The sequence below is a fragment of the Paraburkholderia phymatum STM815 genome (genome assembly GCF_000020045.1).
GTDB lineage: Bacteria > Pseudomonadota > Gammaproteobacteria > Burkholderiales > Burkholderiaceae > Paraburkholderia > Paraburkholderia phymatum.
Genome location: NC_010627.1, coordinates 19,830 through 45,404, shown reverse-complemented (window position 1 = coordinate 45,404; position 25,575 = coordinate 19,830). Strand labels below are relative to the sequence as shown.

At 61.6% G+C, this 25,575-nt stretch carries 20 protein-coding genes and 4 pseudogenes; 6 read left to right on the top strand and 18 right to left on the bottom strand.

The window, feature by feature from the left end; translation table 11 throughout:
- Window positions 1-102 precede the first annotated feature (102 nt).
- Complete coding sequence (locus tag BPHY_RS36145; protein ID WP_012406436.1) at window positions 103-567, top strand: hypothetical protein; 465 nt, start codon at window positions 103-105, stop codon at window positions 565-567.
- 97 nt (window positions 568-664) lie between these two features.
- Here BPHY_RS36145 and BPHY_RS42265 read toward each other — a convergent pair whose 3' ends face one another.
- The 8 genes and pseudogenes from BPHY_RS42265 to BPHY_RS36115 all read right to left on the bottom strand — a co-directional run bounded on the left by BPHY_RS42265 (window position 665) and on the right by BPHY_RS36115 (window position 8,350).
- Complete coding sequence (locus BPHY_RS42265; protein WP_146174479.1) at window positions 665-901, bottom strand: hypothetical protein; 237 nt, start codon at window positions 899-901, stop codon at window positions 665-667.
- 344 nt (window positions 902-1,245) lie between these two features.
- Window positions 1,246-1,959: a hypothetical protein gene (locus BPHY_RS36135; RefSeq protein ID WP_407671310.1), complete on the bottom strand. Its 714-nt coding sequence runs from the start codon at window positions 1,957-1,959 to the stop codon at window positions 1,246-1,248.
- Between the two features lie 104 nt (window positions 1,960-2,063).
- Window positions 2,064-2,150: pseudogene (locus BPHY_RS44360) on the bottom strand (hypothetical protein); the annotation flags it as partial.
- 264 nt (window positions 2,151-2,414) lie between these two features.
- A pseudogene (locus BPHY_RS36130) lies at window positions 2,415-5,343 on the bottom strand (Tn3 family transposase).
- Between the two features lie 322 nt (window positions 5,344-5,665).
- Window positions 5,666-6,058, bottom strand: a complete 393-nt coding sequence (locus BPHY_RS36125; RefSeq protein WP_012406434.1) for a hypothetical protein — start codon at window positions 6,056-6,058, stop codon at window positions 5,666-5,668.
- 78 nt (window positions 6,059-6,136) lie between these two features.
- A complete protein-coding gene (locus BPHY_RS36120) occupies window positions 6,137-7,051 on the bottom strand; it encodes a hypothetical protein (RefSeq protein ID WP_167538910.1) in 915 nt (304 codons plus the stop codon).
- Window positions 7,052-7,062: 11 nt separating this feature from the next.
- A complete protein-coding gene (locus BPHY_RS42825) occupies window positions 7,063-7,209 on the bottom strand; it encodes a hypothetical protein (protein ID WP_167538909.1) in 147 nt (48 codons plus the stop codon).
- Window positions 7,210-7,264: 55 nt separating this feature from the next.
- A complete protein-coding gene (locus BPHY_RS36115; protein WP_012406431.1) occupies window positions 7,265-8,350 on the bottom strand; it encodes a DNA-binding protein in 1,086 nt (361 codons plus the stop codon).
- Between the two features lie 1,045 nt (window positions 8,351-9,395).
- Between BPHY_RS36115 and BPHY_RS44355 the strand changes: the two genes are divergently transcribed.
- The 3 genes from BPHY_RS44355 (at window position 9,396) to BPHY_RS36105 (ending at window position 10,456) form a co-directional block, all read left to right on the top strand.
- On the top strand, window positions 9,396-9,818 hold the full coding sequence (locus tag BPHY_RS44355) for a hypothetical protein (protein ID WP_083775955.1): 423 nt from the start codon (window positions 9,396-9,398) through the stop codon (window positions 9,816-9,818).
- A 78-nt stretch (window positions 9,819-9,896) separates the two neighbouring features.
- Window positions 9,897-10,139, top strand: a complete 243-nt coding sequence (locus tag BPHY_RS36110; RefSeq protein WP_012406430.1) for a type II toxin-antitoxin system CcdA family antitoxin — start codon at window positions 9,897-9,899, stop codon at window positions 10,137-10,139.
- Complete coding sequence (locus BPHY_RS36105; RefSeq protein WP_012406429.1) at window positions 10,139-10,456, top strand: CcdB family protein; 318 nt, start codon at window positions 10,139-10,141, stop codon at window positions 10,454-10,456. Before BPHY_RS36110 ends, BPHY_RS36105 begins: the two co-directional genes overlap by 1 nt.
- A gap of 412 nt (window positions 10,457-10,868) precedes the next feature.
- Here the strand turns inward: BPHY_RS36105 and BPHY_RS36100 are convergent, their stop codons facing one another.
- From BPHY_RS36100 to BPHY_RS36090, 3 genes are all read right to left on the bottom strand, one after another.
- A complete protein-coding gene (locus tag BPHY_RS36100) occupies window positions 10,869-11,870 on the bottom strand; it encodes a zinc finger, SWIM-type (RefSeq protein ID WP_012406428.1) in 1,002 nt (333 codons plus the stop codon).
- A gap of 18 nt (window positions 11,871-11,888) precedes the next feature.
- Window positions 11,889-14,567, bottom strand: coding sequence for a DEAD/DEAH box helicase (locus BPHY_RS36095; protein WP_012406427.1), 2,679 nt, complete (start codon window positions 14,565-14,567; stop codon window positions 11,889-11,891).
- Window positions 14,568-14,801: 234 nt separating this feature from the next.
- Window positions 14,802-15,812, bottom strand: coding sequence for a YecA/YgfB family protein (locus BPHY_RS36090; protein WP_012406426.1), 1,011 nt, complete (start codon window positions 15,810-15,812; stop codon window positions 14,802-14,804).
- 556 nt (window positions 15,813-16,368) lie between these two features.
- On the opposite strand from BPHY_RS36090, the pseudogene BPHY_RS44090 reads away from it, so the two are divergent.
- Window positions 16,369-16,827: pseudogene (locus BPHY_RS44090) on the top strand (pectate lyase); the annotation flags it as partial.
- Window positions 16,828-16,839: 12 nt separating this feature from the next.
- On the opposite strand, the gene BPHY_RS36080 reads toward BPHY_RS44090, so the two are convergent.
- Complete coding sequence (locus tag BPHY_RS36080; RefSeq protein WP_012404963.1) at window positions 16,840-18,168, bottom strand: IS4 family transposase; 1,329 nt, start codon at window positions 18,166-18,168, stop codon at window positions 16,840-16,842.
- 91 nt (window positions 18,169-18,259) lie between these two features.
- On the opposite strand from BPHY_RS36080, the pseudogene BPHY_RS36075 reads away from it, so the two are divergent.
- Window positions 18,260-19,009, top strand: a pseudogene (locus BPHY_RS36075) (pectate lyase family protein); the annotation flags it as partial.
- A gap of 465 nt (window positions 19,010-19,474) precedes the next feature.
- On the opposite strand, the gene BPHY_RS44350 reads toward BPHY_RS36075, so the two are convergent.
- The 6 genes from BPHY_RS44350 to BPHY_RS36045 form a co-directional block, all read right to left on the bottom strand.
- Window positions 19,475-19,723 carry an aminotransferase class III-fold pyridoxal phosphate-dependent enzyme gene (locus tag BPHY_RS44350; RefSeq protein WP_041766516.1) on the bottom strand — a complete coding sequence of 83 codons (249 nt, stop codon included), beginning with the start codon at window positions 19,721-19,723 and terminating at the stop codon, window positions 19,475-19,477.
- A 63-nt stretch (window positions 19,724-19,786) separates the two neighbouring features.
- Window positions 19,787-22,162 (bottom strand): carbamoyltransferase HypF, encoded by a 2,376-nt coding sequence (hypF, locus tag BPHY_RS36065; protein ID WP_012406425.1) that lies wholly within the window; start codon window positions 22,160-22,162, stop codon window positions 19,787-19,789.
- Window positions 22,156-23,181 carry a hydrogenase expression/formation protein HypE gene (hypE, locus tag BPHY_RS36060; RefSeq protein WP_012406424.1) on the bottom strand — a complete coding sequence of 342 codons (1,026 nt, stop codon included), beginning with the start codon at window positions 23,179-23,181 and terminating at the stop codon, window positions 22,156-22,158. Before hypE ends, hypF begins: the two co-directional genes overlap by 7 nt.
- A gap of 82 nt (window positions 23,182-23,263) precedes the next feature.
- Window positions 23,264-23,851, bottom strand: a complete 588-nt coding sequence (locus BPHY_RS36055; protein ID WP_012406423.1) for an isochorismatase family cysteine hydrolase — start codon at window positions 23,849-23,851, stop codon at window positions 23,264-23,266.
- 1 nt (window position 23,852) lies between these two features.
- Window positions 23,853-24,140 carry a hypothetical protein gene (locus tag BPHY_RS42255; protein ID WP_146174480.1) on the bottom strand — a complete coding sequence of 96 codons (288 nt, stop codon included), beginning with the start codon at window positions 24,138-24,140 and terminating at the stop codon, window positions 23,853-23,855.
- Between the two features lie 179 nt (window positions 24,141-24,319).
- The gene (locus tag BPHY_RS36045) at window positions 24,320-24,940 is read right to left on the bottom strand and encodes a GNAT family N-acetyltransferase (protein ID WP_012406421.1); all 621 of its coding nucleotides are present in this window, start codon (window positions 24,938-24,940) and stop codon (window positions 24,320-24,322) included.
- Window positions 24,941-25,575: the final 635 nt, after the last annotated feature.

The window sequence follows — 25,575 nt, the reverse complement described above, 5'->3', positions numbered from 1 at the left end:
TTTACCATCATTTTTATGATTACCCAAACATCTGTTCCACATTAGCGCGATAATGGGGCGCAGTTTTAATCTTGCCGTGATGGGGCATCGAACCCTCCTTCCATGCAACCGTCCTTCCCGCAGGTACTTCACTGCCTGGGAACGCGACTTATCGACGCCGCGAAACTGCAACTGCGCCTGTACTGCTCGGGTATTCTCTTCCGCTCAGATCGTGGACTCGTTCATGTCGTCGTCGCCCGTAAGTGCAGTCTTCAATTCTCGCAGAACGTCCGCGGAGGTTCGCACAATATCGTGACTTACCGTTGGATCGGCTCCGTGAATATTTTCAATTGCATTGAAGTTTCGAAGAAACTCTTCAAGACTTCCTTTACGCTCTTCACTCCGATTGGGATCGAGGTCATTTTGAAATCTCATGCTGACAAGTTCAATTTTTCTGGGCGACGCGACGTCAAATATGAAATAAGAAATTGCAAGCAAACTGACAATGAAGGCAGACTGTGCGGAGTTGGTAATGAGAACGTTTATGTAGTTATCTCCTTTGCTTTCAAGGGAGATTGCAATGTTTGATAGAAAAATTGATGCGAGTGCGATTCCCGTTATAAAAAGAAGTAAGGTAAAGTATCTTTTTTTCAGACTTTCAATGGCGTCTGAAAGTGTGTCGTCTTCAGATTCTTCTCGACTTAGCTCGTTTCTGAAAAAAAATATAGGCCGTTAAAGTCAGACCATATACGCCCGCGAGAACCTGCGCGGATGTGGAGAAGAGATAGAGCACCTGGTTTTCATTCAAGCTGATCCAAGGAGAACTAACGCCGATCAGGCTTGCAGACCCTGTTAGAACGACGAATAACGTTGTAAAGAAAATAATGACTTTTATAGGAGCGAGATTTTTGAGTGTGTTCACGTCGTAATCGTTCTCTGATATTTGCCAACCCCTATTTATCCATCATTCCGATGGCATAGCGAATCACAAGTTTACCGCGTCCTCGATATCGTGCCGAGTCATTAAAGCTGTGTTGGGGATTTCGTGGCGCGAACATTCGCTAGGCGACCTAGCCCACTCGACCATGCTGCGGAAGATGCGGCCCTCGCGGTCCACCGACTCAACAATGACGCGCTGGCCGCTCACTTCGGCGATCACGAGCACGGTACGCTCGCCATAGCGCATCCGCGCGCCGACCGGCGGACAGCGCGGGGCCTTCTGTCTCTTCCGCCTGCGAGGTTTACTTGCCATCGGTTTTGCCGCGCCTACGGCGTGCGCCCGTCTTGCTGGCGGGCGCGGATGGGACGCGGGGCGCGCGCGCCGGGCGGGGCGCCGCGGGACGCGCCGTGCCTGAACGAGCAGCGCCCTTTGCGTGAACCGGCCGGGCGGGGGTTTGTCCTGAGAGTCTCCGCGTGGCGCGATGCCGCCAGCTGCTGCTGCAGCGTCACGTTCGTGGCCTGGGCCGCATCGAGCCGCCCCTGCAGCACCCCCGCCTGATGACGCGCGTCGCCGAGCTGCGCCTGCAGCGTCTCGATGGCGCGGCGATGGTCCGCGTCCCGTTTTTCCGCCCGCTTCGTCGTCTCGTCGACTTCCTTCTGCAGCCTGGCCGCCGCGCCGCGCTCGCGGTCGATCTCGAGCAGCGCGCGCTTTTCGGTGGCGCGCAGGCGCTCACCGGACTGCGCCGCCGTCTCGCGCAGCCTGTCGAGGTCGCGCGAGAAGCCGTCGCGCACCTGCTCCAGTTCGAGGTCGCGCGCGAGCGCCTCACTTTTCAGGCGCACGAGGTCGGCTTCCATCGCCTGGCGCGCCGCGTGGCCCTCGGCCTGGGCCTTCTCCAGCTCGCGGACCTCGACCTGCGCGGCCAGCAGCGCCGCGGTGCGCTGGTCGAGCGCGGTCTCGGTGCGGCCCCAGCTCGGCGCGCGCCGCCGCGACGCGCTGCGCCGCGGCCGTGCGCTCCCCCTCCACGTCCGCGCGCAGCACATCGAGCTCCGCCTGCGCGGACGCGGTCGCGCGCGTCCACAGCGTCGCGACCAGTTCCCCGGCCGCCGCAGAGGTCGGTAGGCAGATCGGTGGGCAGGTCCGGGTGCTCGATGCGCACGCGGCTCTTTTCCCGCAGCTCGGCCCAGAACTCGCCCAGCACCGCCGCAGGCGTGCCCATGCTGCCGCGCTTCACCAGCTGGTACAGGCGGTTCGCGGTCGGCGCCTGCCCGAAGCGGAAGAAGGCCTACCCTTGATTTTCAAGCATCTTGCGACGGTAGGTTGGTCTTGGTCTGATGCGGGCTTGCGCCCCGGCCCCGTTAAAATATCACACAAAATCAGCGACTTGCTGTTTGGCTATTTTCGCTTGTTGATCATATGGCGAGCCGTTGCGCGCCGGAGTGTCGCTCCCTTCGCCCATCGTGCAAACTCCGATAGCAGCGCCTGGGTTCACGACGGATCAAGCGAGCTGCTGCTGCTTCGCATGTAGGTCGGCCACTCCCGGCAGCAGATGATGTGCATAGCGTTCGATTGGGAAATTGAACGTTCCGCGCAGATTGATACTTTCAAGATGTGTCGGCGCGATGCGCCGCAAGTCGTCCGCCCGAACGGTCTCTCCACTCGTCGCCTGTATCTCGTCGACTGCGCGTTGCATGTGGATCATGTTCCATGCCATCACCGCATTAGAGAGCAGCGCCAGTGCTGAGGACACCGCCGCAAGCGAGTCATTGTGCCTGGTCAGTTCCAGCGGAATCTTGCCGATGTGGATCGCCCGCTGTACGGTATGGACCGCCTCGCCACGATTGAGCACATGCTGCAACTCGGCGCGGAACGCTGGATTGGTGAAGTAATCGATGAGGTATATGGTCCGGAATAGCCGTCCGATATGCGTGCCGCCATCGTATACGGGTTGCCCGCGTGCGGCTGATCCGAAGCGCGATAACGCCTGCACGGCGGTGCATTGGCCGGTCTGCACTGAAGCGGCGACCCGGACAAGCTCGTCCCAGATGCTCTCGATCAGGTTCATCCTAACATCGCGATCGGTGACGGCGCTCAGTTCCTCGGGGACGGCATGGTGCTGCGGGACGTGCAAACGCCGGTCGCGAAGATGCGAGAGCCGCGGACACAGGTCGAAGCCCAGGATGCGTGCGAGACCCATTGCGTAGTCCGTGATCCATGGGTATCGACGGCAAGCTGGGCAACATCGTCGGCACTGCTTTGACGTATCACGCCTTCGATCGCCGCCCCGGCCTGTCGCTCATTGAGAATGATGGGTTGATCGTAGAAGATGCCCCAGCGATCGCGCACATGCGTGTACATGCCGATCGATTTAGTGCGTCGACGCGGGTCGACCCGTGCTTGCCACACTGTACGCGCCGTTTCCAGTGACATCATGTCCGAGGATGCCAGATCGGCGCGTCCCCAATGTGCCGCGATCGGATGCCGATGCATGCATTTCAGCACTGCATCAGCAGCCTGGCGAAGCTTCCGTTCATCGGCAATTCGGTTCATCATCTGCCTGATCGCCGCCGACGCCAGGTCCGGCACCATGCGGGCGATGTCGGCCGCGGTCAGCGATGTCCCGTGTGCCAGGACCGCCGCGTAGACCATCCGCAGCTCGACGCGCGAGCGGGGTTCGCGTCCGAGCAGAAGCCAACTGAAACGCGTTGTGCTGTCAACCTCGAGAATGATTTCGGGCAGTTGCCCATCCGGGCACCTGGAGAAGATCGCTCGCCGCAAGGCCTCGAGGCGGGGTTCGAAGTTTGCGCCGACAATGGATCAAGATGCACCGCGCTGTCGATATGTACGTCGCCGCGCATGGTCGCGTCGCGCAGCACGATCAGGCTCCGGTCAAGATGTTCAATCAGCGGGCAGAGGAACTCTTTCGGGTCTTGAGGCAGCTTCAGATGGCCATAGAAATGGTTGCGTTTCGCTTTCCATTCGTCTGGCGGAATCAGGAGCATCGCCTGGCTGCGGAACGCGAAGCTGTGCTCGACGAAAACGGAGCCATTGCGTAATGCGACGCGCAGCGCAAAGAGCGTCGCCCACTCGAAAGCCAGTAGCGCCTTGTACCGGTCATAGCTGTCGATCGCTTCTCGCCAGGCCCGCCCGAGTCGGATTGCGACATGGTCCGGCAAAGTGTAGCTCTTGCGAGCATAGATTCCGCGTAGCACCTCAAGTGCATGGATGACTGGGTGGTCAGTCTGCGCCTCGAACGGCAGACGGATGAGCCTGGCAAGCATCGCACGCGCTTTTCCGCGTTTCGCGAGCAGGCGCGCGCGAACCAGACTGCGCCGGGTCGGTGTGCGCTGGTCAAGGGCCTGGTCGGCCAATTCGCACAGTCTCGCACTGAGATCTTCGCGCGAGAGCGCTGCATCAAGTGCGACGGCTTTTACAGCCGATGCAAATTCGCGCAGACGTGCCTTTGGATCGTACAGGATCAGTTCGATCTCGCGCATCGCGTCGTTGGCAGCCTTCAGAATCCAGCGGCGCAACATCGATAGCAGTTGATCGGTCGCGGAGCACAGCGCATAACGCATGAAGCAGGCGGCTTCCAGCTTGCGCGATCGTTGCTCTACGCGCTTACCCATCGAAGGCGGCCGACGCGCGCAGCGCCGCGCGTAGTGGCGCACAGCGGCCTCGTTACAAACTGTTGGCCAGCCCTGATGAACGCCGACCGCATAAAGGCGATCGATCTTTGTGAACACGTCACTCATCTGATGCGTAGACTGCCGCAGCGGTACGGACCATAACCATTGCTGCAAGCTTCCATGGTCACTGTCGTGGTGTACCAACAGCCGACTCCAGTGATCCAGCGTCGTGTCGCCGAACGCACAAACCAGTCCCGTCGATAAAGACTCCTCAACATCTCGCCCCGCCCTTATGATGAACCGCCTGAGCAGTCGATCGTGGACGATCAGAATGCGATGCTCGTAGAGCCAGCGTTTCAATTCGTAAAGCAAGTCACCGCGGTCGGGCCGACCTGTCAGGCGTTCTTTCAGCCAGCGCACGACATACCGGCGCTGGTGGTCGGCCATCGGCCGGAATCCAAGCGCCTGATATGCGAGGACCTGATGATCAATGAGCGTGCGAGCCCGCGTTTCGTACAGCGTCCGCAGCGTGCCGAGATCGGGTGGATCGACCGCGAGTTGCGCGCCAAGATGATTCCAGAGCACCTTGGGAATCTGCCTGTAGGCGTCGAGCGTGCGGCCGCTCATCCGGATAAAGCCGATGTGGAGCGCGACAGCAAGCCGGTATAGGTCGCCGCGACGCGCGTCGATCAGGGCGCGCTCCTTCGCCGAGAAGGTGAAGAACGTGGCAAGCTCAAACTCGGTGAGTTCGCGAGGAATCTGCCGGTTGCCAAGATAAGTGACTTGCCAGTGTTCCATCGTGCTCGCCTTGAAGCGGATGACGGACCAACGAGCATAGCGGCAACGAATGACGGGGCGACGACTACTGCCTGCACAAACATGAGGCAGCCGTGAACGAAGGCACTACCCAGCTACCCAGACAGCAAGTTATTGATTTGACGTAACATTTTATTAGGGCCGCCTCGCAAACCGGCATCACGCCCAGACGGCACTACCGTCGCAAAATGCGCTGAAAACAAGGGGATACCGGGGTGATGAAACCCCGCTTGCCCCAGGATCTCCATGATGAGGACAGGTAGCCGCGTGTGAACCTTGTGGTCGCGGAAACTGCAGGCCGCACTTACCCGATGATCTCGCCGCTCCACCGGTCACGGTTGCGCCAGAATGGACACAGCGGACAGGCTTCGCCTTCGGGATAGTCGATGCCTTCCTCATGCGGACACCCGATGATGCGATCGACGGTTGCGACCGATCGGGCACCCTGCTCTTCAATGAACCGGACGACCGCTTCGATGGTTGCCGGATCGGTCCTCGCATCGGAAGTTTCACAGAACCATCGCTCAACGGGATCGGCATCCGCACCGTCGTGCGCGACGATGCCAACCGACACCTTTGTCGCCCGCCTGTCGTCGGGCCCATAGAAGGCAACGGTTGCGACCGGGTAGCCACAAAAACCCCTGCGCGCTTTTTTCGCAAGCCTGTCGCGGTACCACTGGGCCTCCTTCAATGTCATTTCGCCTCCGTGCCTGTGCCCGGCTCATCGGTGCGACAACGGCGTCAGCGATGGTCCCAGGGTCCCCTATCGTCGTGCTCACCGGTGCTGCACTTTCCGCGTCGCCATGTACACGTCGAACAGAGGCGCATGCAGCCGGCTGAACTCCTGGCGCAGGCTGATCAGTTCGTGCTGGTCGCCTTCATGCTCCCGGCGCAGGATTTCCCCCAGCAGGGCCATCGCGCGCGAGGCCGCCCGGTCGCGCTGCACGCGCGCCTCGCCGAGGCGCCCTGCGAGCGCCGGCTTGACCACCAGCAGCCACGCGGGGAACCACGCATAATCGTCGACTTCGCCCGCGCCGGGAAACCCGGCATCGAACTGCCGGCGGAGCGCGTCCAGCGACGCGTCACCCAGTACGGGCAGCAATACCGCGAACCGTACCGGCGCCAGCCACGCCAGTTCCGCGAGCAGCGGCCATGCGGCATCCAGCCCGCCCGTCCGGTAGCGCGCCTCGGTCATCCATGCAAGCGGTGCCGGGATGCGCCACCATGATTCAATGCCTTCGACAGCATCGATCGCGGCCGCCCCGTCGCCCGCCAGCAGCCACAGCGGCGCGGCATGGCTCCCGGCATGATCGCCCGCGTCGGCGCCGCGAAACGGCAGTGACGCGGCCCGCCGGGCGAGCGTCCGCCAGCTCGGGGCAAGCCAAGACTGAACGGTCTGCGCGGGCAGCACCCGCCTTGCCGCGGGCACCACTTCGCCCTCCAGATGACGGCAGGCCACGGCCAGTGAAGCGTGATCGGCAAAGGGTGCCGTCGATGCGTGTTCGAGTTCGCGAACCAGCACGGTCAGCGCCGGCAGCGCGCCATCGGCCGGGTATTCGCCCGCCAGCTGTTCCAGTGATGCGCGCGCGGCCACTGCATCGCGCCGTTCCAGCGGCGCCAGTACGTCGTTGCGCAACATCACGTCGCGGCTGTCGGCAAAGATATCGAGCTGCTGCGTGGTCGGCTGCATCGTCATCGCGCTCAGAAAAGCTGCCCTTCAGGAGCGGCCAGACTAGCCCATTTGACCGTGCTGCGGAAGGTGCGGCCGTCCTCGTCGACCGACTCGATAATCACGCGCTGGCCGCTCGCTTCGGCGATCACGCGCACGGTCCGCTCGCCGTAGCGCATCAGCGCGCCGATCGGCGGACAGGCCGGGGCCTTGCGTCTCCTGCGTGGGCGGGGGCTACCTGTCATCGGTCCTGCCCCGCTTGCGGCGCACCGCGGTCTTGCTGGCGGGCGCGGACGCGGCGCGCGCCGCACCTGCGGGACGCGCGGGCCGGGTCGGCGCCGGACGTGCCGCGGTGGTCCCGGCAGGGGCGCCCTTGGCACGGCCCGGCCGGCCGGGCCCGGCATGGCGGACGTCCGCCTGACGCAGGGCCGCCAGCTCCTCCTGCAGCGTCACGTTCGTTGCCTGCACGGCATCCAGGCGCCCCTGCAGCACGCCCGCCTGATGGCGCGCATCACCGAGCTGCGCCTGCAGCGTCTCTATGGCGCGGCGATGGTCCGCGTCGCGCCGGTCGGCGCGCCGGTTCGCCTCATCGAGTTCCTTCTGCAGCCTGGCGGCCGCGCTCCGTTCGCGGTCGATCTCGAGCAGCGCGCGCTTTTCCGTCGCGCGCAGGCGCTCACCGGACTGCGCCGCGCTCTCGCGCAGCTTCTCCAGATCCCGCGAGAAGCTCGCCCGCACCTTCTCCAGTTCACGGTCGCGCGCGATCGCCTCGTTTTTGAGGCGCACGATGTCGGCTTCCATCGCCTGGCGCGCCGCGTGCCCTTCGGCCTGGGCCTTCTCCAGCTCGCGGACCTCGACTTGCGCGGCCAGCAGCGCCGTGGTGCGCTGCTCGAGCGCCGTTTCGGTGCGGCCCAGTTCGTCGCGCGCCGCGGCGACGCGCTGCTCCGCCGCCGTGCGCTCGCCTTCCACTTCCGCGCGCAGCGCGTCGAGTTCCGCCTGCGCCGAGGCCGTCGCCCGCGTCCACAGCGTCGCGACCAGTTCCCCCGCCGCGGCACCGAGATCGGCCGGCAGGTCCGGGTGCTCGATGCGCACGCGGCTCTTCTCGCGCAGCTCGGCCCAGAACTCGCCGAGCACGGCGGCGGGCGTGCCCATGCTGCCGCGTTTTACCAGCTGGTACAGGCGGTTCGCGGTGGGCGTCTGCCCGAAGCGAAAGAACAGCAGCGCGCACACCTCGCGGTACAGCTCGCGGGTTTTCGGGAAGGCGGCCTTCAGGCGGTCGATCTCGGCCGCGAGGCGGGCTTCGTCGGAAAGAACGTCGGTCATCGGACGGGAAACTGCAAAATGATGGGAATAATACAACGTAAAATGGCAAGTTATTGACGATATTTCCCGCCTACACGACATTACGCCCATAATGTCGGGTAGCAGGCTGGAATGGCAAAATCCATCCGTCGCCGTCCTCGATAACCGCCGGCATCGTGAGACGGGAGCGAAGCATCGCATCGACTGGTGACGGGTGCGATGCGCCCGGCGCGCCACGGGTAACCTTCAGATTAGCGCGCCGTGCAGACCGGGGCATACTGGTCACCTCGCACTCTGGCGGTTCGCCCTTCCCTGCTGACGGATTGCCGGCGAAGCCGGCAACGATGAAGAACGCCACTGACCGTTAGTTGCAAACACGATGGGCGGAAGAACCGGTTTAATTCGTGCATCGCGCCGCAACATGCTTCACGTGCCTGGATAGCTGTCGCGCGTCGCCGAACAGGTCGCTTGCTGCGAAGGCCTGTATCCTTCGTTGGCGCAGACACGAACGGCTCGATTCCTGTCATGGACGGTGCCGCGCCTTGCCGCCTCGTGCATCAGGACCGTGAGCCTGCCACCATGATGATCATGGTTGTCACCAAAATCGGCTTTCCAGGTCAACAGATGATATGCATTCCTTATCATTATATTGCGACTTTACTGTTAAGGATTCGGCTGTCAGTCGCCCAAACGCTGGCGCGAGCGTGTCTGCCCGGCGCTTTGGCGACGCCCTGCATATTGCCTGCAGACGCTCGCCCAGCAAGCACATTGTGCATCGCAATACGCTGAGCCGCCAGCCCGCCTCGGAGAGTGTCCAGCGATTTCTGCGCGAAGCGCTCCGGGTTATCCGGGCGCGACGGACATCTCGGGTGACGTCAATCAGGCGCTCTTCTGGTACCGGAACGAACCCTTGCCCGTGTTCGACTACAAGACAGCCGAGCAACTGGTATCGGATGGCCGGACTGACGACCTGCTACGCTATGTCTCATCGCTCGAGGCGGGCGCGGCAGGATGATCGTCACAAAGCCCTGTCTAAGCTCACGGCCTACCGGATGCATGTTCCCAAGTGGGCGGCCGCGCTAACCGCGTTGGACTTAACGCCCTTTACCTCGCACTGGACGTCGACACGGCCGCACGGGAATACCAGCAGATTTCTCCATTGATGCCGCCGGGCACGCTTGTCAGTTGCCAGTTGACCGTCGACCCTATCGTCGACCTTACAGCGGGTATCAGAGTGGGAAATGGTCTGCCCTGTGGGAAGATTTCTATTGCGACTGGCGTGGCTGCTGGTTCAACCAGCGCATCGAACCGCCCGGTTGCGTTATCGGTGACGAGATTATTGCGGCTGGGGCGAAAGGGATTCAGTCACGCCCTATCGCAGGATGGAGTAAATCTCGTCCTATACGTGGATGAGCTTGAGCCGACAGATCGACTTGACGTGTATGACCCACAGCGTTCGCTTCCGCAAAACCAGTCGTCCTGGACGTAAGCGCCTTCGCAGCGGAAGGCATTGAAAATGTGTAGAATGTGGACGGATATGCGCATATTCACCAACATGGAGGCTCACATGGCACATGCGACTGCCGCCGTCCCACGTAAGGCGACCAATGTCACGCTGCCTGTCGACGTTTATGAGCGGGCGAAGGAACTGGGCATCAACTTCTCGCGTGCCTGCGAGCAGGCTTTGCGCGACGCAATCAAGGCCGAGGAAGGCCGGCGCTGGGCGCAGGAGAACGCGGAGTTCATTAAGAACACCAACGACTGGGTCGAACAGAATGGCCTTCCACTCGCTGAATACCGGATGTTTTGATGGCGCGATTTGAAGTTTATGCCAACCCCGGCAAAAGCAAGGCGAATGCGCCATACCTTGTCGACGTGCAGAGCGACTTTCTCGATGGCCTGACAATTCGGGTTGTGGTCCCGCTGATTCGTGCGGACTCTTTCCCTCCTGGCAAACTGCCAGCAGATTTCACGCCGTCCTTCGAGATCGCTGGCGTCACATGCCTGATGCACCCGGCGTTTATTGCATCTGTTCCGTTAAACGAGCTTGGTCCCTCGATCGGCTCATTGCGGGAGCATCGGGACAAGATCACGGCATCGCTTGACCGTCTGCTGGGCGGCTACTGACCGATTAATCACTGCTGTTGGCATGACCAAACGGGACCCAATCGGTTGACGCGACATCCGTCGTCAGCATCAAGCGTTATCCTCTCCCGGCCGCATAATGCAAGAGTTCGCGACCTGCAACTCTCTTGCATGCAGTTGCGGCCTAGCACTATAGTCGAAATTGAAGGTTGTCGGTCGATGCATAAAAGTGCCTAAAAGTTAGGATAACTATCTATATTTGCCAGATTGAGTCTATGCGCAGTCGTGATCCGCGCCTTGAGGTAGCGCCTGGCCGTCGCCGGCGCAATCGCGACACCGTGGTCCCACTCAATCAGAGAGTTGGCAGGATTCAAAAATCCGCCACATCTTGATCTCAACACGATGTAAGCGCGAAACAGGTCGCCGGCTCAAGCGGTGAACCTGGGACAAAAGATCACCCGCGGCGTTTCGCGGATTTCGACGTCGTACGCGGACGCGCAACGAGCTTTTGAGACGCGACCGGACGGTTCGTCTTTGACGTGCCGGGATCGGTGGTGCCCTTGGGCTTTTTCATGGCGGCGGGGCTGGACCTCGCGGTCGGCGTCGCGACCTTGCCTTTCGGTGCCGATTTCGCGGTCACGGACGGCTTCGGCGTGGTCAAGGCAGACTTTCTCGCTTGCGAAGTGGATGGTTTGCGCGTGCGGTTGCCTCGGACCGTGTCGGCATCTGCAAAGGGTCCCGTGTCAATGTCGATACCGAACACATCGCCCAGAGCCGTATTATCGAGCAGCTTGCCGGACGCCGGGATGGCTTTTCCCGCACCGGACAAATTCGCACCTGTGTGATTGACGAGATCGGTGGGGTCAACGCCACGTAACGTAAAGAGCAATTCGGGCTGCTGGTCGAGCCGTGCGCCGATGCCGTAGAGTACTGCTGCGACGTGCTTGCACATCACCGCCCAATCCAGGCAGTTGCAACCGAATTTGATATCTTTCGGCGCGGGGAAAAGCCCGGTGCCGGGCTGGCAGATGCGGCCCATCACCGCAGCCGATAGCTTACCCAGCAGCAATTCGACCATGGAGTCAATCGACGACGCACAATCGGCGCGCAACGCGCGCCACTGCTTTGCTGGACAGGCGGCGACATCAATTGCGATCTCATACAGGCTTGAACCCATCACCTGCGCATGGATCTTGCCCTTTGTAATCCGCAGATCGATCACCGAACCATTACGCACGTAGGTGCGCCCCCTTGGCAGGCGGCTATCGTAGTCGCTGTACTGCTCCAGATTATCGCACCACGCTTTGCCCCAGAAAGTCTTCGCAATGGCCCCGCGATACGGTGCAATGGGTGACAGGGTCTTGCCAGCCCTGGTCGCTCTGGCGACCAGCTGCTCCGCTTTTTTTCGCCGCTCGGCCACCGGGACGTAAGGTTTCCATCCACCGTAGCTAGCCATCAGCGTTCCTCTCCATGGTCAGTTTTCCTGCGCGGAATGAATATTGAGCCTGACAAGATCAAGCAGCTCCTGGTCACCCATCTCGGTCAGCTGCAGTTCCGCACCGCCTTCAAGCATATCGTTCACCAGCTGCTGCTTCGATTCAATCAACTGGTCAATCCGATCCTCGACCGTACCCTGGCAAACAAACTTGTGCACCAAAACATTCTTGCGCTGGCCAATGCGAAACGCCCGGTCGGTCGCCTGATTCTCTACGGCGGGATTCCACCAGCGGTCGAAGTGAATCACGTGAGACGCCGCCGTGAGATTCAGTCCCGATCCTCCCGCCTTGAGCGACAGCACGAAGAACGGTGTTGATTCGTCTTCCTGGAATTGCCTGACCAGTTCGCGCCGTTTGCCTACGGCCGTACCGCCATGGAGAATCAAGCCCTCCCGGCCGAAAAGGGATCCCAGGAACGCGGCAAGCGGCTCGGTGGTTTCGCGGAACTGGGTGAACACCAGTACCTTTTCCTGCTTCGCCGCCATCACGTCGACCAGCTCCCGCAGGCGGCCAAATTTGCCGCTGGCTTCGGGGCTCCACGCCGCGTCGCCGAGCCACTGGGACGGATGGTTGCATATCTGCTTGAAACGCATCAGGTAGCTTAAAACGATGCCTTTGCGTTCAATACCGTCGGCACCCTCGAGCGCGGCCGCCAGGTCCTTGACCGCGCGTTCGTACAACGCGGCCTGGACGGGGCTCAGGTGGCACCACGCCTTGAGTTCGGTCTTTTCGGGGAGATCGGCGATCACACGCCTGTCGGTTTTCAGACGGCGCAAGATGTAGGGCCGCACAAGCGTGCGAAGCGGACCGAAATGCTCGCTTTTTGCCAAACGCCGGCTGAGCTCGGCAAATTCCTTCGCCGAGCCCAGCAGGCCCGGATGCGTGAAATCAAAAATGGACCACAGATCCGACAGGCGGTTTTCCACCGGGGTGCCCGTCAGGGCGATACGTGACTGGGCCCGAAGCTTCTTTACCTGTTTTGTCTGCCTGGCGCCGGGATTCTTGATCGCCTGGGCCTCGTCGACAATCGCGATGCGCCACTGGATCGTTTCCAGACCGGGTTGACGCAGCAGCGAACCGAAACTGGTAATGACGAGGTCTGTCTGCGTGAGTTGCGCGTCGCTCAGTGCGCGTAGTTCTTCTGCAGGCGTCACGGACGGGTGAGCCACCAGTACACGCAGGCCGGGTGCGAAGCGTTCAGCTTCCGCAGCCCAGTTTGCCAGCAAGGACGCGGGTGCGACCAGCAGGCTGGGGCTCGAGTCGGCCTGTTCGCGCTTCAGGATCAATAGCAGCGAGAGTACCTGCATCGTCTTTCCGAGGCCCATGTCGTCGGCCAGACACGCGCCCAGCCCGAGCCGGCAGAGCAGGTATAGCCATCGCACGCCGGCCTGCTGGTATGGCCGAAGCTGGGCTCTCAGGTCGGGGCCCGGATCGACCTGCACCAACCCTTCCGGTTGGCGCAAATGTCCAAGCGTCTCTGCCAGCCAGTCTCCTGCAACGACCTGTGCCCAGTCGCGCTCGTCGGAGCCTACGGCTTCGTCGTCTGATACGCCCGCGAGGAGACGCAAGGCATCGTTCAACGGCAGCCCCGATTGCGCCGCCTTCTCCAGACTCTCAAAGCGTTGGAGTACGTGGCCGAGCTTTTTCGTGTCCACTTCGATCCAGCGTCCACGAATCCACTGGAGACCGTCGGCACCCTTGAGCAGACGCCGGATCTCGGAGGGACTTAACGCGTCGCCATCGAGCGACACCTCCATTCTGAAGTCGAGCAGCGCATCCTTGCCGAGAAGGGACGGAGGCCGTGCCCCAACGCTGGCCTTGACCGCAGGTCGAGCGGGGCGGCCCGTAGCCCAGGTAGCTGGTAGCCGGACCATGATTCCGGCAGACTCCAGAGCGGGCAAATCGCAGAGAAGACGGTAAGCGTCAGCCGGCATCCAGCGCAACGGGTGGTATATTTCGCGCGAATCGAGCATCGCACGAAGCCAGTCGCAGCGTTCAGCGGCGCGCTGAACCGGCATCAGGAGAGAGAGCAGCTTCGCCTTGTTCCGCGCACCGGAAAATTCCTCGAGCGCCCGCGAAAGTGGTTGATGTTGTGTCTTGCCATGGGCCGATATGCGCGCTGCGTAGGTTGCCAGGAAGGCGAAAGGGGCTTCAGGATCCTTGCGGTTTTCGGCAAGGTTGAAGTGAACACGGCCCACAAGATTCCAGGCAGGATGACGCGACTTGAGAAATGCCTGAAGCGACTCCCCCGTGCTCGCCAGCTCATCACGTAAAGCGATGTCGATTTCGCCCCACAGTGCCGCCAGGACATCTGACGTGAGATATTCGGTACCCGTCATGGGCGGCGCATCTTCGATCAGTCTTTCGAAGTCCCCTGTGTCCGGTTGAGAAACCGTGACCTCCTCGCCTTCTGACGTGGTGCATAAAGACGTGACATAGCGGGCGCCAAAGTCGCGCCACCATGCCCACGCAGGCGGCAGTGCACGCCCTATGGTTGCGCTCCCCAGATAGAGTAGCCCATGACCCGTGCCGCGCCTGAAGGAAGCGCCTAGCGCAACGTCATCTGGCAAGGGAGGCGCATCGACGTCCGGCGCTGCAAGGAGATGGCCTGCCGGTGTGATTTTGGGCGCGAGACAATCGCTATCGGTCAAAGGCATGGATGGTCGATGGGGAAGTAACAGCTTCGATTGCAGGCGGCAAATAGCCTTGCGTGCAGATCACGTAATATCTTGCGCCTGGGGAAGAACTGCTATTCCTGATCATGGTGCTGGCTTCCGCCGGCATGTTGTACGGCATTGCCGGGTGACGCTTGTGTCCGTGCCGCACAAGGTTTGACCCGCGGGCTGCGGCGACCGGACCTCTACTCAGGGCGCAAGACGGTTCAAGAGCGGTCAGTGCTTCGTCACGTGCTCTGCCGTTACCGATGCAATGCCATGCGAGCTGATCGTGTTCAACGCTTCTGCCAGCGCGGCTCCGTCGGTCGGAAACGGGTCGTCCCAGACTGTTGATGTTCCGTGCGAGTCGATGACTTCCAGAAGCCAGCCATCGCGGCTGTCGTTTCCGGCCCGATAGACGTGCACATCGACAGACGTGCCTTCGCGAGTGACGCGCGTAGACAGCGGGGACAATGCAAGCGGGTGAAACGCGTCTTCCGTCGTCCGGCCGAGCGAATCGACAAGGAACAGGTCTTCGGACTCGGTCCCGTCTTGCGCATCCAGATCGCTGCGTCCGGCATGCTTGCCCGTCCTGTCTTTCGGCTTTGAAACCGCTGGGATCATGTTCGGCCGCTCGCCCTGTTCCATCAGTTTTCTGCGCTCCTCACCCCAGTATCGATGGATATTGAGCGCTGCGGCCGTGAGCAGGTTTGCGAATGACCGACGTTGCTCGACGGTGTAATCCCGCTGCCCCAGTGCCTGGTATCCGGAGGCTGTTCCAAACAGCAGGATGACATTGAACCACTCGGGGTGTCGTTCGATCAGCAGCTCCCAGGCCTCCCGATCGATGTCGATGCCTTTGCAATAGCCCTCGCACCACTCGTCGAGCACGAGAATCTCTTCACCCTGCCACTTGGTCGTGTGCAGCGGAGGTCCGAACAGATCGGGACAGTGATTCAGGGCGTTGTTGATGTCGTTCCAGTATTGAATGATCAGTCCGGTAATCTTGCGTGCCCGACCGGCTGATAAAAATCTGGGCTGACGTGTTGCGTGCCGCGCATCCCAGATCCACGGAAGCACCGCGCCCGGCATGACCATGTTCGGTCCGGAGATGACGGCGGTCAGAAAGCCGTGCAACATGACGGCATCCATCGCATCGTCGCAAACGGCATCGCTCGAAAGAAAGCGTTCCAGCACACCAAACTCTTCATCAGTCAGCGGATCGTCGAATTCGGGATCGAGATTCATGATATTCCCACGGTGGTACACGGTGGACGCGATGCTGATCGCCTGTGTATGTCACTATCGCCGACATGCAACTCGATGCAGCGCTTGCACGCAACCATTTCGGCGGGCGCCGGGTGCGCCAACATTTTACCCGACGGGGCGATGCGCAAATTGGAATACCGGTCGGAAGACGATGAATTTTTTCGCGTGCATATCGCTAACTCTTGCTATCGCTATCGTTTGGGACGCGTTTGCTGGAGAAACTCGAGTTTCGCGAAAGCGCCTCCCCATTGTTCCGGCACCTATAATATGCCGATGCTGGTCACCGGCTTCGATCCTCTTTCCCGGATGCTCCGTCAGTGTCCGCCATGCACGCCGAATACGCAGACCATGGCAAGCCAAAAATATTACACAAGGATCCTTAATACCTATGAGCGTTTGCCAATCCGCGCTCACGGGCATGACTGCCCGCCGTCACAATCCTGAGCGCGCGCAGAGCTGCGTTAACATTCACGTCGCCGATGCGCGCATCAGATTGCGCGGCCTGATGCGGGCGTGCACCGACTGGAAGAAATGAATGAACTGGCGGCTACTCATGACAATATTAATCGCAAATCTACTGTGCGCTCGTGGTAGCGCGCATGGTGCGTCTTCTGTGCCAGATTCCTCAGCAGCGACAGGCTCGCGGGCCAGTCAGGCAGCAATCACCGCGCACCCGCCGACGAACACCGGCGGGTTCGCAACGGCGACTGGGTCAGACGATTCCGCCGTCATGGTTGCCAGCCTCGCTGATCTGCTGGCCGCATTTAATACGCGACAGCACCACATCCTTGTCAAGGGCGAAATTTACGGCGGTCCGCGACTGACGACCGTCACCTTCGCGAGCACGGACTGGAACAACACCACGATCGAAGGCGCCAGTGGAGGCAGTGCCGTGCTGCAAAATATCCAGCTCAAATTTGACGGCGAAATGCTGCCGGCAGGCAAGAACATCCAGAATGTCGTGATCAGGAACATCACTTTTCATGGCGTTATCCGGTAATGCCGTTCAGTTAATGTCCTTGTTAAGGTATCGGACGGTGTAACGTTTGGGGCGGGATTTGACGACCCGGTCGCATGCGCGGCCGGGTCGCTTTTCATTGGGAAGAGACTTGAGCCGGTCCCGCAGACGCTGAAGGCATGCAGGCAATTTTGCGTAGGCCGGCGTGAGGGCGGCCCACATCATTTCGTGCTGGATCGTATGGAGCGCTCGCACGAAGCTGATATCGGTCGGCGCGAGTTTCGCTTCCCATGCGGCGCTGGCGATCTCACGGCGGATCAGGTTGTAGGCGATCAACGCGCCCCAGATCTCCTGATAAACCCCTTCGACGGTACGACTGCGCAAGGTCAACTCTGAACCCAGCATCGATTGCTTGAGCTCCCCGTAACTGGTTTCGATTCGCCAGCGGCGCTCGTAGCAAGCAACGATATCGGCGGGTTTAAAGCGTCGGCGATCCCCGAGCGAAGTCAACAGCACGCGTTCGCGTCCGCGCGCGTCGATGGCCCGGATCGCTCGCGCATTCCAGAATTCGGGCAAGGCCGGACACTTCTTGCGCGCCTGCTGCGAGACGCGCATGCGCACCATTGCATCGTCTGCCGTACCGGCGATCACTTCCCAGCAGGTATTGGACTTGGCGGGAATCAGAAAGTGGCGATTACGTCCGTTCATCGTCAGGCCGCACAGGATCTCGGCGGCCAGAAAGCCCTTGTCGAACACCGTCAGCGAATCGTCTGGTATCTGCGGCAGCAGGCTCTTGGCGTACACCATTTCGTTGGTGTCGTAGCAGCCAAAGTTGATGTCGGCCACCAGATGCGTCGGGATCGCAGTCAGCGTTACCGCACGCACCTGTGGATAGCTGGCCACCTTGCCACTCGCATAGCCCTGCGCGCCAAAGTGCTCACGGTTGGCCGCACTGTCGGGCGTGCGCAGCGTGGTGCCGTCCATCGCCCACAGACTTAACCCCTTGAACGCATGGTGAGCCGCGTCCTGAGTCGTCCACGCCCGCGCCGTCTGCTCAAACAGCCAGGCCATCGGTGCCTCGCCGATGCGTTGGCGTGCCTGCACCACCGCACTCTTGCTGACAAATGGCGCGGCCTCGTTGGGCAAGGCCAGATCGAGACTATCGAGCACCTCGCTAATCGACCAGTGCCGGTACATCGCCAGCGCGATGACTAACCACACCACCTGCTCAGCAGGCAAGCGCCGGCGCCGAATACTCGCCGCCCCCGTAGCCTGCACCGCCCGTTCGATCCATTCGTAGGGCAGATGCTCAGCCAGCCGGCTGAGGTCGGCCGGCTGTTGCGCATCGAGCAGGAAGGTCAGGTGACTGGAGAGCATCGCGCCGAAAAGTTAACAGGTCGGCGCCTCGTTTACAACATCTTCCCGGAACAAAAACAAAAATGCCGTTCAGTGCCTAACTGAACGGCATTATGGCGTTATCCGGGATCTTCAGGCCCTGCCCGCCCAAGTCTACGGCACATCCAGCAACGCCGGTATCAATTATGAAGGCGTGTCGCTTCGACGGGTCACCAATGCGTGGGTCGATCATTGTGCCTTCTACGATACGAGCGACGACCTAATGAGCGTGACACTGTCATCAGATAAGGTGACGGTTTCCTATAGCCGGTTCTATTTCACCAGCGAATGGCTGACGATGCACCCCGATCCTATGTGGAACTGGGCGGGCAAGAACCAGGACCTGGCCAATGAACGTCTGGCGATGCTGGTAGGCGCAAACAGGCAGGATTCCTATGCATATGGAGGGAGCAGGCTGCATGTCACGTTGCACCACAACCAGTTCGGCCCGAACCTAAAGGGACGTCCGCTGCTGCGGGGCTGGATTCACGCCTACGACAACTATTTCGATAACGGGGCGACACCCACTGGCCTCACGGCTGCTGGCTCAGACGAGACCCAGTACAACGCCCTGCAGATTGGCAGCGGCGGCGTTGTCTATTCGGAAAACAACTATTTTTTCAGGACAAACCAGAGCATTCAGATTGGCCTGGATTCGCCGGACGACGTCTACGCCTTCCATGAGAACGCAAACCGGTACGACCAGACCACCGGCAGATCGGTAAAGGGCGAGGCTTTTTCGCTCGCGCCAGTCGGTTACGCGTATCGGGCCGGGACAGCCTCATCTATTCTCAAAGCCGTGCAGACCTTCGGTCCTCGCTAGTGGCAGGCATGAACAGGACGACTGCCCGTGGATGTTGGATTTGTCTCACGGGCATCGACGTCAGTAAAGGCCGACGATCGCCAGCGACGTATCGCGGGGCGCCGCAATATTCGTTCGCAGATTGGGATTCCCCGCCGTGCAACATGCAACGGTGATCGGTATGTGCAGGTGGGATCGCGTTTCACTTCAGGGTGAAAGTGAGGGTTCCGTATTCAGGCCGGTCGAAGCCCCCGCTGTTGGGTTCAGGTCCGGCCGAGTCCCATCTGAATCGTCGATCAGCAGTGGGATGCCGAAACGTTCGGTAAGGTCGCGCACCCCCGTAGTCACGAGGGCGGCGCTGGAATCAGCCCGCCTTCGCCCAGCACCGCCTCGACGATGACCGCGGCAGGCGCGACGATGCAGCTTTCGGGATCATTCAGCACGCGCTCAATGTACGCTAGCGAGAGTGCTTCCGTACCCGCCCCGTCAGCGCGGAAGGGGCGGCGGTACGCAATGCACGTCCGGCATCAGCGATGCGACGTCCGTCTTCGCGTTCAGGTTGCCCGTCAGGGCGAACGCACCCGCGGTCATGCCATGATATCGGCCGCGAAACGCCAGCACCGAGCGCTGGCCGGTGGCCGTCTTCATCGGCTTGACGACGGCCTCGGTCGCGTCCGAGTCGGACGGCCCGCAGAACTGGTGCGCGCGCCAGCGTTGCCGAACTACCTCGAACATATCGGATAGATCGAACAATTCAGCATCTGGTCTGTTCGTCGGTTCAATCCCTGAAAGAGCCATTTATATGACGGACTTGCGTTCCGCTGTGATTCTCGCGCTCGCGACGACCGCTTGCCCGAGTGCAATACCGCCGTCGTTGGTCGGCACGTCGCGATGCGCATGTACGTCGAAGCCTCGCCGCCGAAGTTCGACCAGTGCATTCACCAGCAGAAATTCATTCAGGAACACGCCGCCGCTCAGCACGACCGTGTCGAGCGCATGCCGGCTACGCAGCAGGTCGCACAGCGACGCAATCGCCAGTACGATCGTCGAATGAAAGCGTCGGCTGATCGTCGCCAGCTCGACGCTACCGGCAGTATCCGACACGACCTGCCGCACGAGCGGCCGGTAGTCAAGCTCGATCGGCGCGTCGGCGGATGGGTCAAAAGCGTAACGATACGGTTCGGTCATCGCCAGATCGCGCGCAAGCAGCCCCTCGAATTCGATCGGCCCGTGTGCTTCATATTCCGCCCGCGAGCAAACGCCCGCCAGCGCCGCGACGCCGTCGAACAACCGCCCCATGCTCGACGCGCGCGTCACGTTGATGCCCTTCCGCCACATCGTCGCGTACACGTGCCGCGCTTCATGGCCAAGCGCCGCAAGCGCGGGCACGCACGCCAGCATGCCTTCATCGCCGTCGAACGATTCGAGCGCAAGTGCGAGTGCCGTGCGCACCGGTTCATGCACCGCCTTGTCGCCGCCGAGCAGCGACAGGTAACGCAAGTGTCCCGCGCGCTGCACCGCCCGCGCGTCGCCGATGAAAAACTCGCCGCCCCAGGTCGTGCCGTCGATGCCATAGCCGGCGCCGTCCAGAATCACTCCGATGGCCGGTCCGTCGAGCCCGTTGTCGGCGAGGCACGACGCCATGTGTGCATGGTGATGCTGGACCTGCTGACGCGACACATGTGTGTCCGACGCGAGCCGGGTCGACCGGAACGATGGATGCAGATCGCAGGCGGCCACTGTAGGCTTCACGCGATACAGGTCTGCCAAGTGCGACGCGATCGTCTGGTGCGAACGAAACGTGTCGTCGTTGCCGAGATCGCCGATATGCTGGCTCACATAGATTCGCTCGCGATCCGCGAGCGCAACTGTCGTCTTCAGTTCCGCGCCATAGGCGACTACTGGCGCCATCGATCGACCGACTTCTATTACGTATGGCGCGAAGCCTCGCGCGCGCCGGAAGAAACTGATCTGCGGTTCGGGCAACTGAGGGTGGTTCGAGCAACGAATCACGGAGTCGTCGATACGAATCGCGATGTCGCGGTCGTTCAGCAGCACCAGGTCGGACACCTCGAACAAGCGCACGAGTGCCTCCTCGTTGCGATACGCAATCGGAAATTCAGACACGTTTCCGCTCGTCATCACCAGTGCCGGCAGGTCGGGATCGGACAGCAGCAGGTAATGCAGCGGCGCCGACGGCAGCATCACGCCGAGGTTCGGATTGCGCGGTGCGACGTTCTCCGCCAGGCCAACGCCGTTTAACTTGCGCAGCAGCACGATTGGCCGGCCGGGCGACCTCAGCCATTGCGCCTCAAGTTCGCTGCAGTCGGTCCAGCGCCGGGCCGTCTCGACCGACGCCATCATCAGCGCGAACGGCTTCGAATTGCGGCGCTTGCGGTCGCGCAGCCGCGCGACCGCGTCCGGATTGCGCGCGTCCACGACGAGATGAAAGCCGCCGACGCTCTTGACCGCGACCGTCAGGCCCGTGCGCAGAGCGTCGATCGCCGCGCGCAACGCGTCGTCGCCGGCCGACAGCATCCGGTCTGCATCATATAGCTCCACCCGCGGCCCGCATTCCGGACACGCGTTCGGTTGCGCGTGATAGCGGCGGTTGGACGGATCGCGGTACTCCGCCTCGCACCGCGTACACATCGTGAACGCGCGCATCGTCGTATTGATGCGATCGTACGGAATCGCCTTGATCAGCGAGAAGCGCGGCCCGCAGTTTGTACAGTTAATGAAGGGATAGCGATAGCGCCGGTTGGCCGGATCTGCCATCTCGCCCAAGCAGGCATCGCACACGTGCGAATCCGCAGGCAGTTGCGCTAGGTTACTGCCGCTACGCTCGCTGTCCCGGATCACGAAGCGCTCCGTCGCGTCAAGCAGCGGCGCGACGCAGTGCGACTGCAGCGACGCTACGCGCGCAAGTGGCGGCAATTCCGAGCGTAGTGCCGCAGCGAAATCGGCCAGTGCGTGCGCGTCGCCCTCCACCTCTATCAGTACACCGTCGGCATCGTTCAGCACCCAACCGCGCAACGCGCGCGACGTCGCAATCCGGTACACGAACGGCCGGAAGCCGACGCCCTGCACCACGCCGGTAACACGCACGCGCCATCGAGTCGGCCCGTTCCCGCCGGCGTGCGGAGCGACGGCGGTTGCGTTGCCGGTCAACATAGGCGCGGCAACTCCGCGCCTGCCAGTTCCTCAATCGTGCGCAGCTCGCCGTTGCGGGTGCGCATGACGACTGCGCGATCGCCCGCGTCGCGCACCTCGCCGATCTCGACCGCCTGCCTGCCGTATGGATGACCGCGCAGCACCGTGAGCACCTGCTCGACATGCTCCGGCGCGACGAACAGGCAAAGGCAGCCTTCGTTCGCCATGTTGATCGGATCGACGCCGAGCATGTCGGCCGCCATCGCGGTCTCCGCCTGGATCGGTAGGTCGGCTTCACGAATTTCGATCGTCGAATCGAGCGCGGACGCATATTCGTGCATCACGGCCGACAAGCCGCCGCGCGTGACGTCGCGCACCGAGCGCAGCGCGCTTTCCGGCATCGCGTCAAATAGCATGGCCAGCATACGGTTGAGCGGCGCGCAATCGCTCAGCACGCGCGTCTCGAATCCGAGCCCTTCGCGAATCGACAACAGGTGGATCGTGTGATTGCCGATCCACCCGCTCAGGATAACGCGATCGCCCGGCCGCACATGCTTCATCCGCAGTGGAGCGCGCCCGAAGAATCCAACGCCCGTCGTGTTGATGAAGATCCGATCCGCCTCGCCCTTGCCGACGACCTTCGTATCGCCCGCGACGATCTTTACGTTCGCTTCGCGCGCCGTGTCGCGAATCGACTCCAGCACTCGCACCAGGGTGCTCAAGGGCAGACCCGTCTCGAGAATCAGTGCGAGCGACAGGAACTTCGGCGTCGCTCCCATCACCGCCAGATCGTTGACGGTGCCGCACACCGCGATCTTGCCGATGTCGCCGTTGCCGAACAGCGGTGGATCGACGACGAATGAATCCGTCGTCATCGCGAGGTATCCACCGTCGACGTCGAGCAGCGCGCTGTCCTCCATTTCGCCGATATAGGTATCGCCCAGCACCGACACGATCATTTCTACCAGTTCGCGGCTGAGTTTGGCACCCGTGCCGTGGTCGAGTACGATCGCCGAGCGCGAAAGATCATTGATATTCATGGATGCTTCGATCGAAAGTTTCGGGATACATGCTGTCGTCCGCTGGCCGCGTGTGCGGCACCGCGACCGGCGAGCCTGTGCGTCAAGGCGTCTTGATCAGCTTGCGAGGCAGGTGACCGAACGCGTCGATCGTGCGTAGTACCTCGGCCGATTCGGTCACGGTCGCGCAATAGGCATCGAGCCATTCGAGCGCTCGCTTCTTGTCCGTTTCCTGCGCGGACACGACACAGTCGGACGGCACCCAGATGTTGTATCCACGAAAGAACGCATCCGCCGCCGTGGTCTGCACGCAGATCTGCGTCTGCATGCCGGTCACGACCACGGTGTCGACGCCGCGCGCCTGGAGCATTTCGTGGAGATCGGTCTCGTAAAAGCCGCTGTCCTTGTTCTTTTCGACGACCAGATCCGATTCGACGAGGAAATCGGCGATTATCTGTGCGCCTTCGCTATCTTTCGTCACAGGCAGATAGCCGTTGTACCGCTCGGCGTTCGCGTCGTCTTCTCGATTGATGAGTTGCAGGTGTACGATCTCACAGCCTCGGTCCCGCATGCCGTCTAGAAACCGGCAGAAATTGTCCTTCGCGTCGGCCACGGCGCGAATGCGCTCGGGATTCTTGTTTACCAGTTCGTACTGAAGATCATTCGTCAGAACCGCAATGTTGCTTGCCATGTCATGCATTCCTGTCGGATAGGTGAGTGACGGCCACGGTCGCGCTGACGGTTGCAGCGGCGTCGATGGTTGTTTTCGCTGCGCCGACGCCCGCACGGCGCGCGTCGAGCTCCACGCGGCCGATCGTGTCAGCCGTGCAATAGATCGTACAGAACGAAGCGGCCGGCGGGATCTTCGCCGCGATATGCGGCGTGCCGGCCAGCCAGTGCGCGAGCACCTGCGCGACCAGAATCCCCAGCCGATCGCGAGCACGATTGCCTTCGCGGCGTGTGGCGCCGGCGGGTCGCACCGGAATCGCACGGCCAGCCACGTGATCAGCCGAGTCACCGCGTAAGTCATCCCGAAGCTGCAGATGCCCTACACTACGGCTGCGCGGCCCACGATCCACGGCCCAACCGCATGGTTCGCATGAGCGGCCCACACACCCTGCACGCACATCGCGAGGAGCGACGCCAACGTGGGCTGGCGTCATGCGTCGTCCCGCTGGACGGACGTGGTCTCGAACTGGGACTCGCCGAGAGTCGGCGTGTCCGGGCGGTGCCAGAACGTTTTCGTGCGCTGCTGGTAGGCGATCACGTCGTCCACGTACGCGCGCAGAAAATAACCCGTGATCACGCGGCCGTTCACGCGCGCGAAGTCGTCAAGTCGGCCGTACTCAACAAAACCAAGGCGACGCCATAGCTGCTCGGCCTTACCATCGCTGCGTACATCAATAACGATCATTTCGCAGCCCATCTCCTTGACACGTTCGAGCGCAAGCCGCCAGCCGTTGAGCACGAACCGCCCTCGATACCCAGGCTCGATCACGCAGCGCTTCATTTCGACGATGTGCCGCCGCGCGGGCAACGCTTGACGCGCGAGAATCAGCATGCCAACGATCCGACCGCCCGGCCGCTCGCGTGCGATCAGCAGCTCAACCGCGCGCGCGCGGAGGTCGGCATCGAGAGACTCCATCATCTCGAGACCGGTCGACGCGGTGATGGGCTCGAAGAATCCGAGCGTCGTCTCGCGCGTCGATACCGTATTCATCAGGTCGACCAGCTCGGTCATGTCCTGTCGCGACAACGATGACGGCCATTCAAATGTCATAGAGCCCTCATGCAGTGAAATACCGGATCAGGGAAATCGCGCCGCGGCGACGCATCGCGCGCTGCGCGGAGGACCGCGTGCAGCTCACGCGAGCGCGCCGGCTTTCGGCCACCGTGGTGATCGCCGCGACCGGTGCCGTCATAGCCGTCTCAGGGATTCGGTGCCGGCAAGCGCGCGCTGTACGCGACTTCAACGAAGTAAGACACGAACGGCGCGTTGAGCTGACGAGGTGTTCGACGAGGCGCGCTTCGTCCGCCGGGTCTTGATCGTGCGCGTGATCATGTTTCAGAACCATATTGACGTGATCGTCGGGCGTTCATCTGAGGAGTACGGAGGATAATCACATCGATCAACCTCACGCGCAATGCAGAAAGTGGATGGAATTGACCTGCATCAGGCCGATGTCTACCGTTCCGGTGGAAATACGGTGAGAGGCACGGGTTCTGTCGCAATAGCGTAGGTGAGACCAGACTTATCGCTTCTGGGTCGCTGCCGCCACTTGAAATGGAATCGCCCCCGCAAGGTGGAAGGATGGCATAGATCGGACAGGGGGCAAAGATAGGAACGGGTTCTCACTACCGACGGCATCGGAATGTGCCAAAGTACAGTCTCGAAACGTATGACTCGAGAGGGAG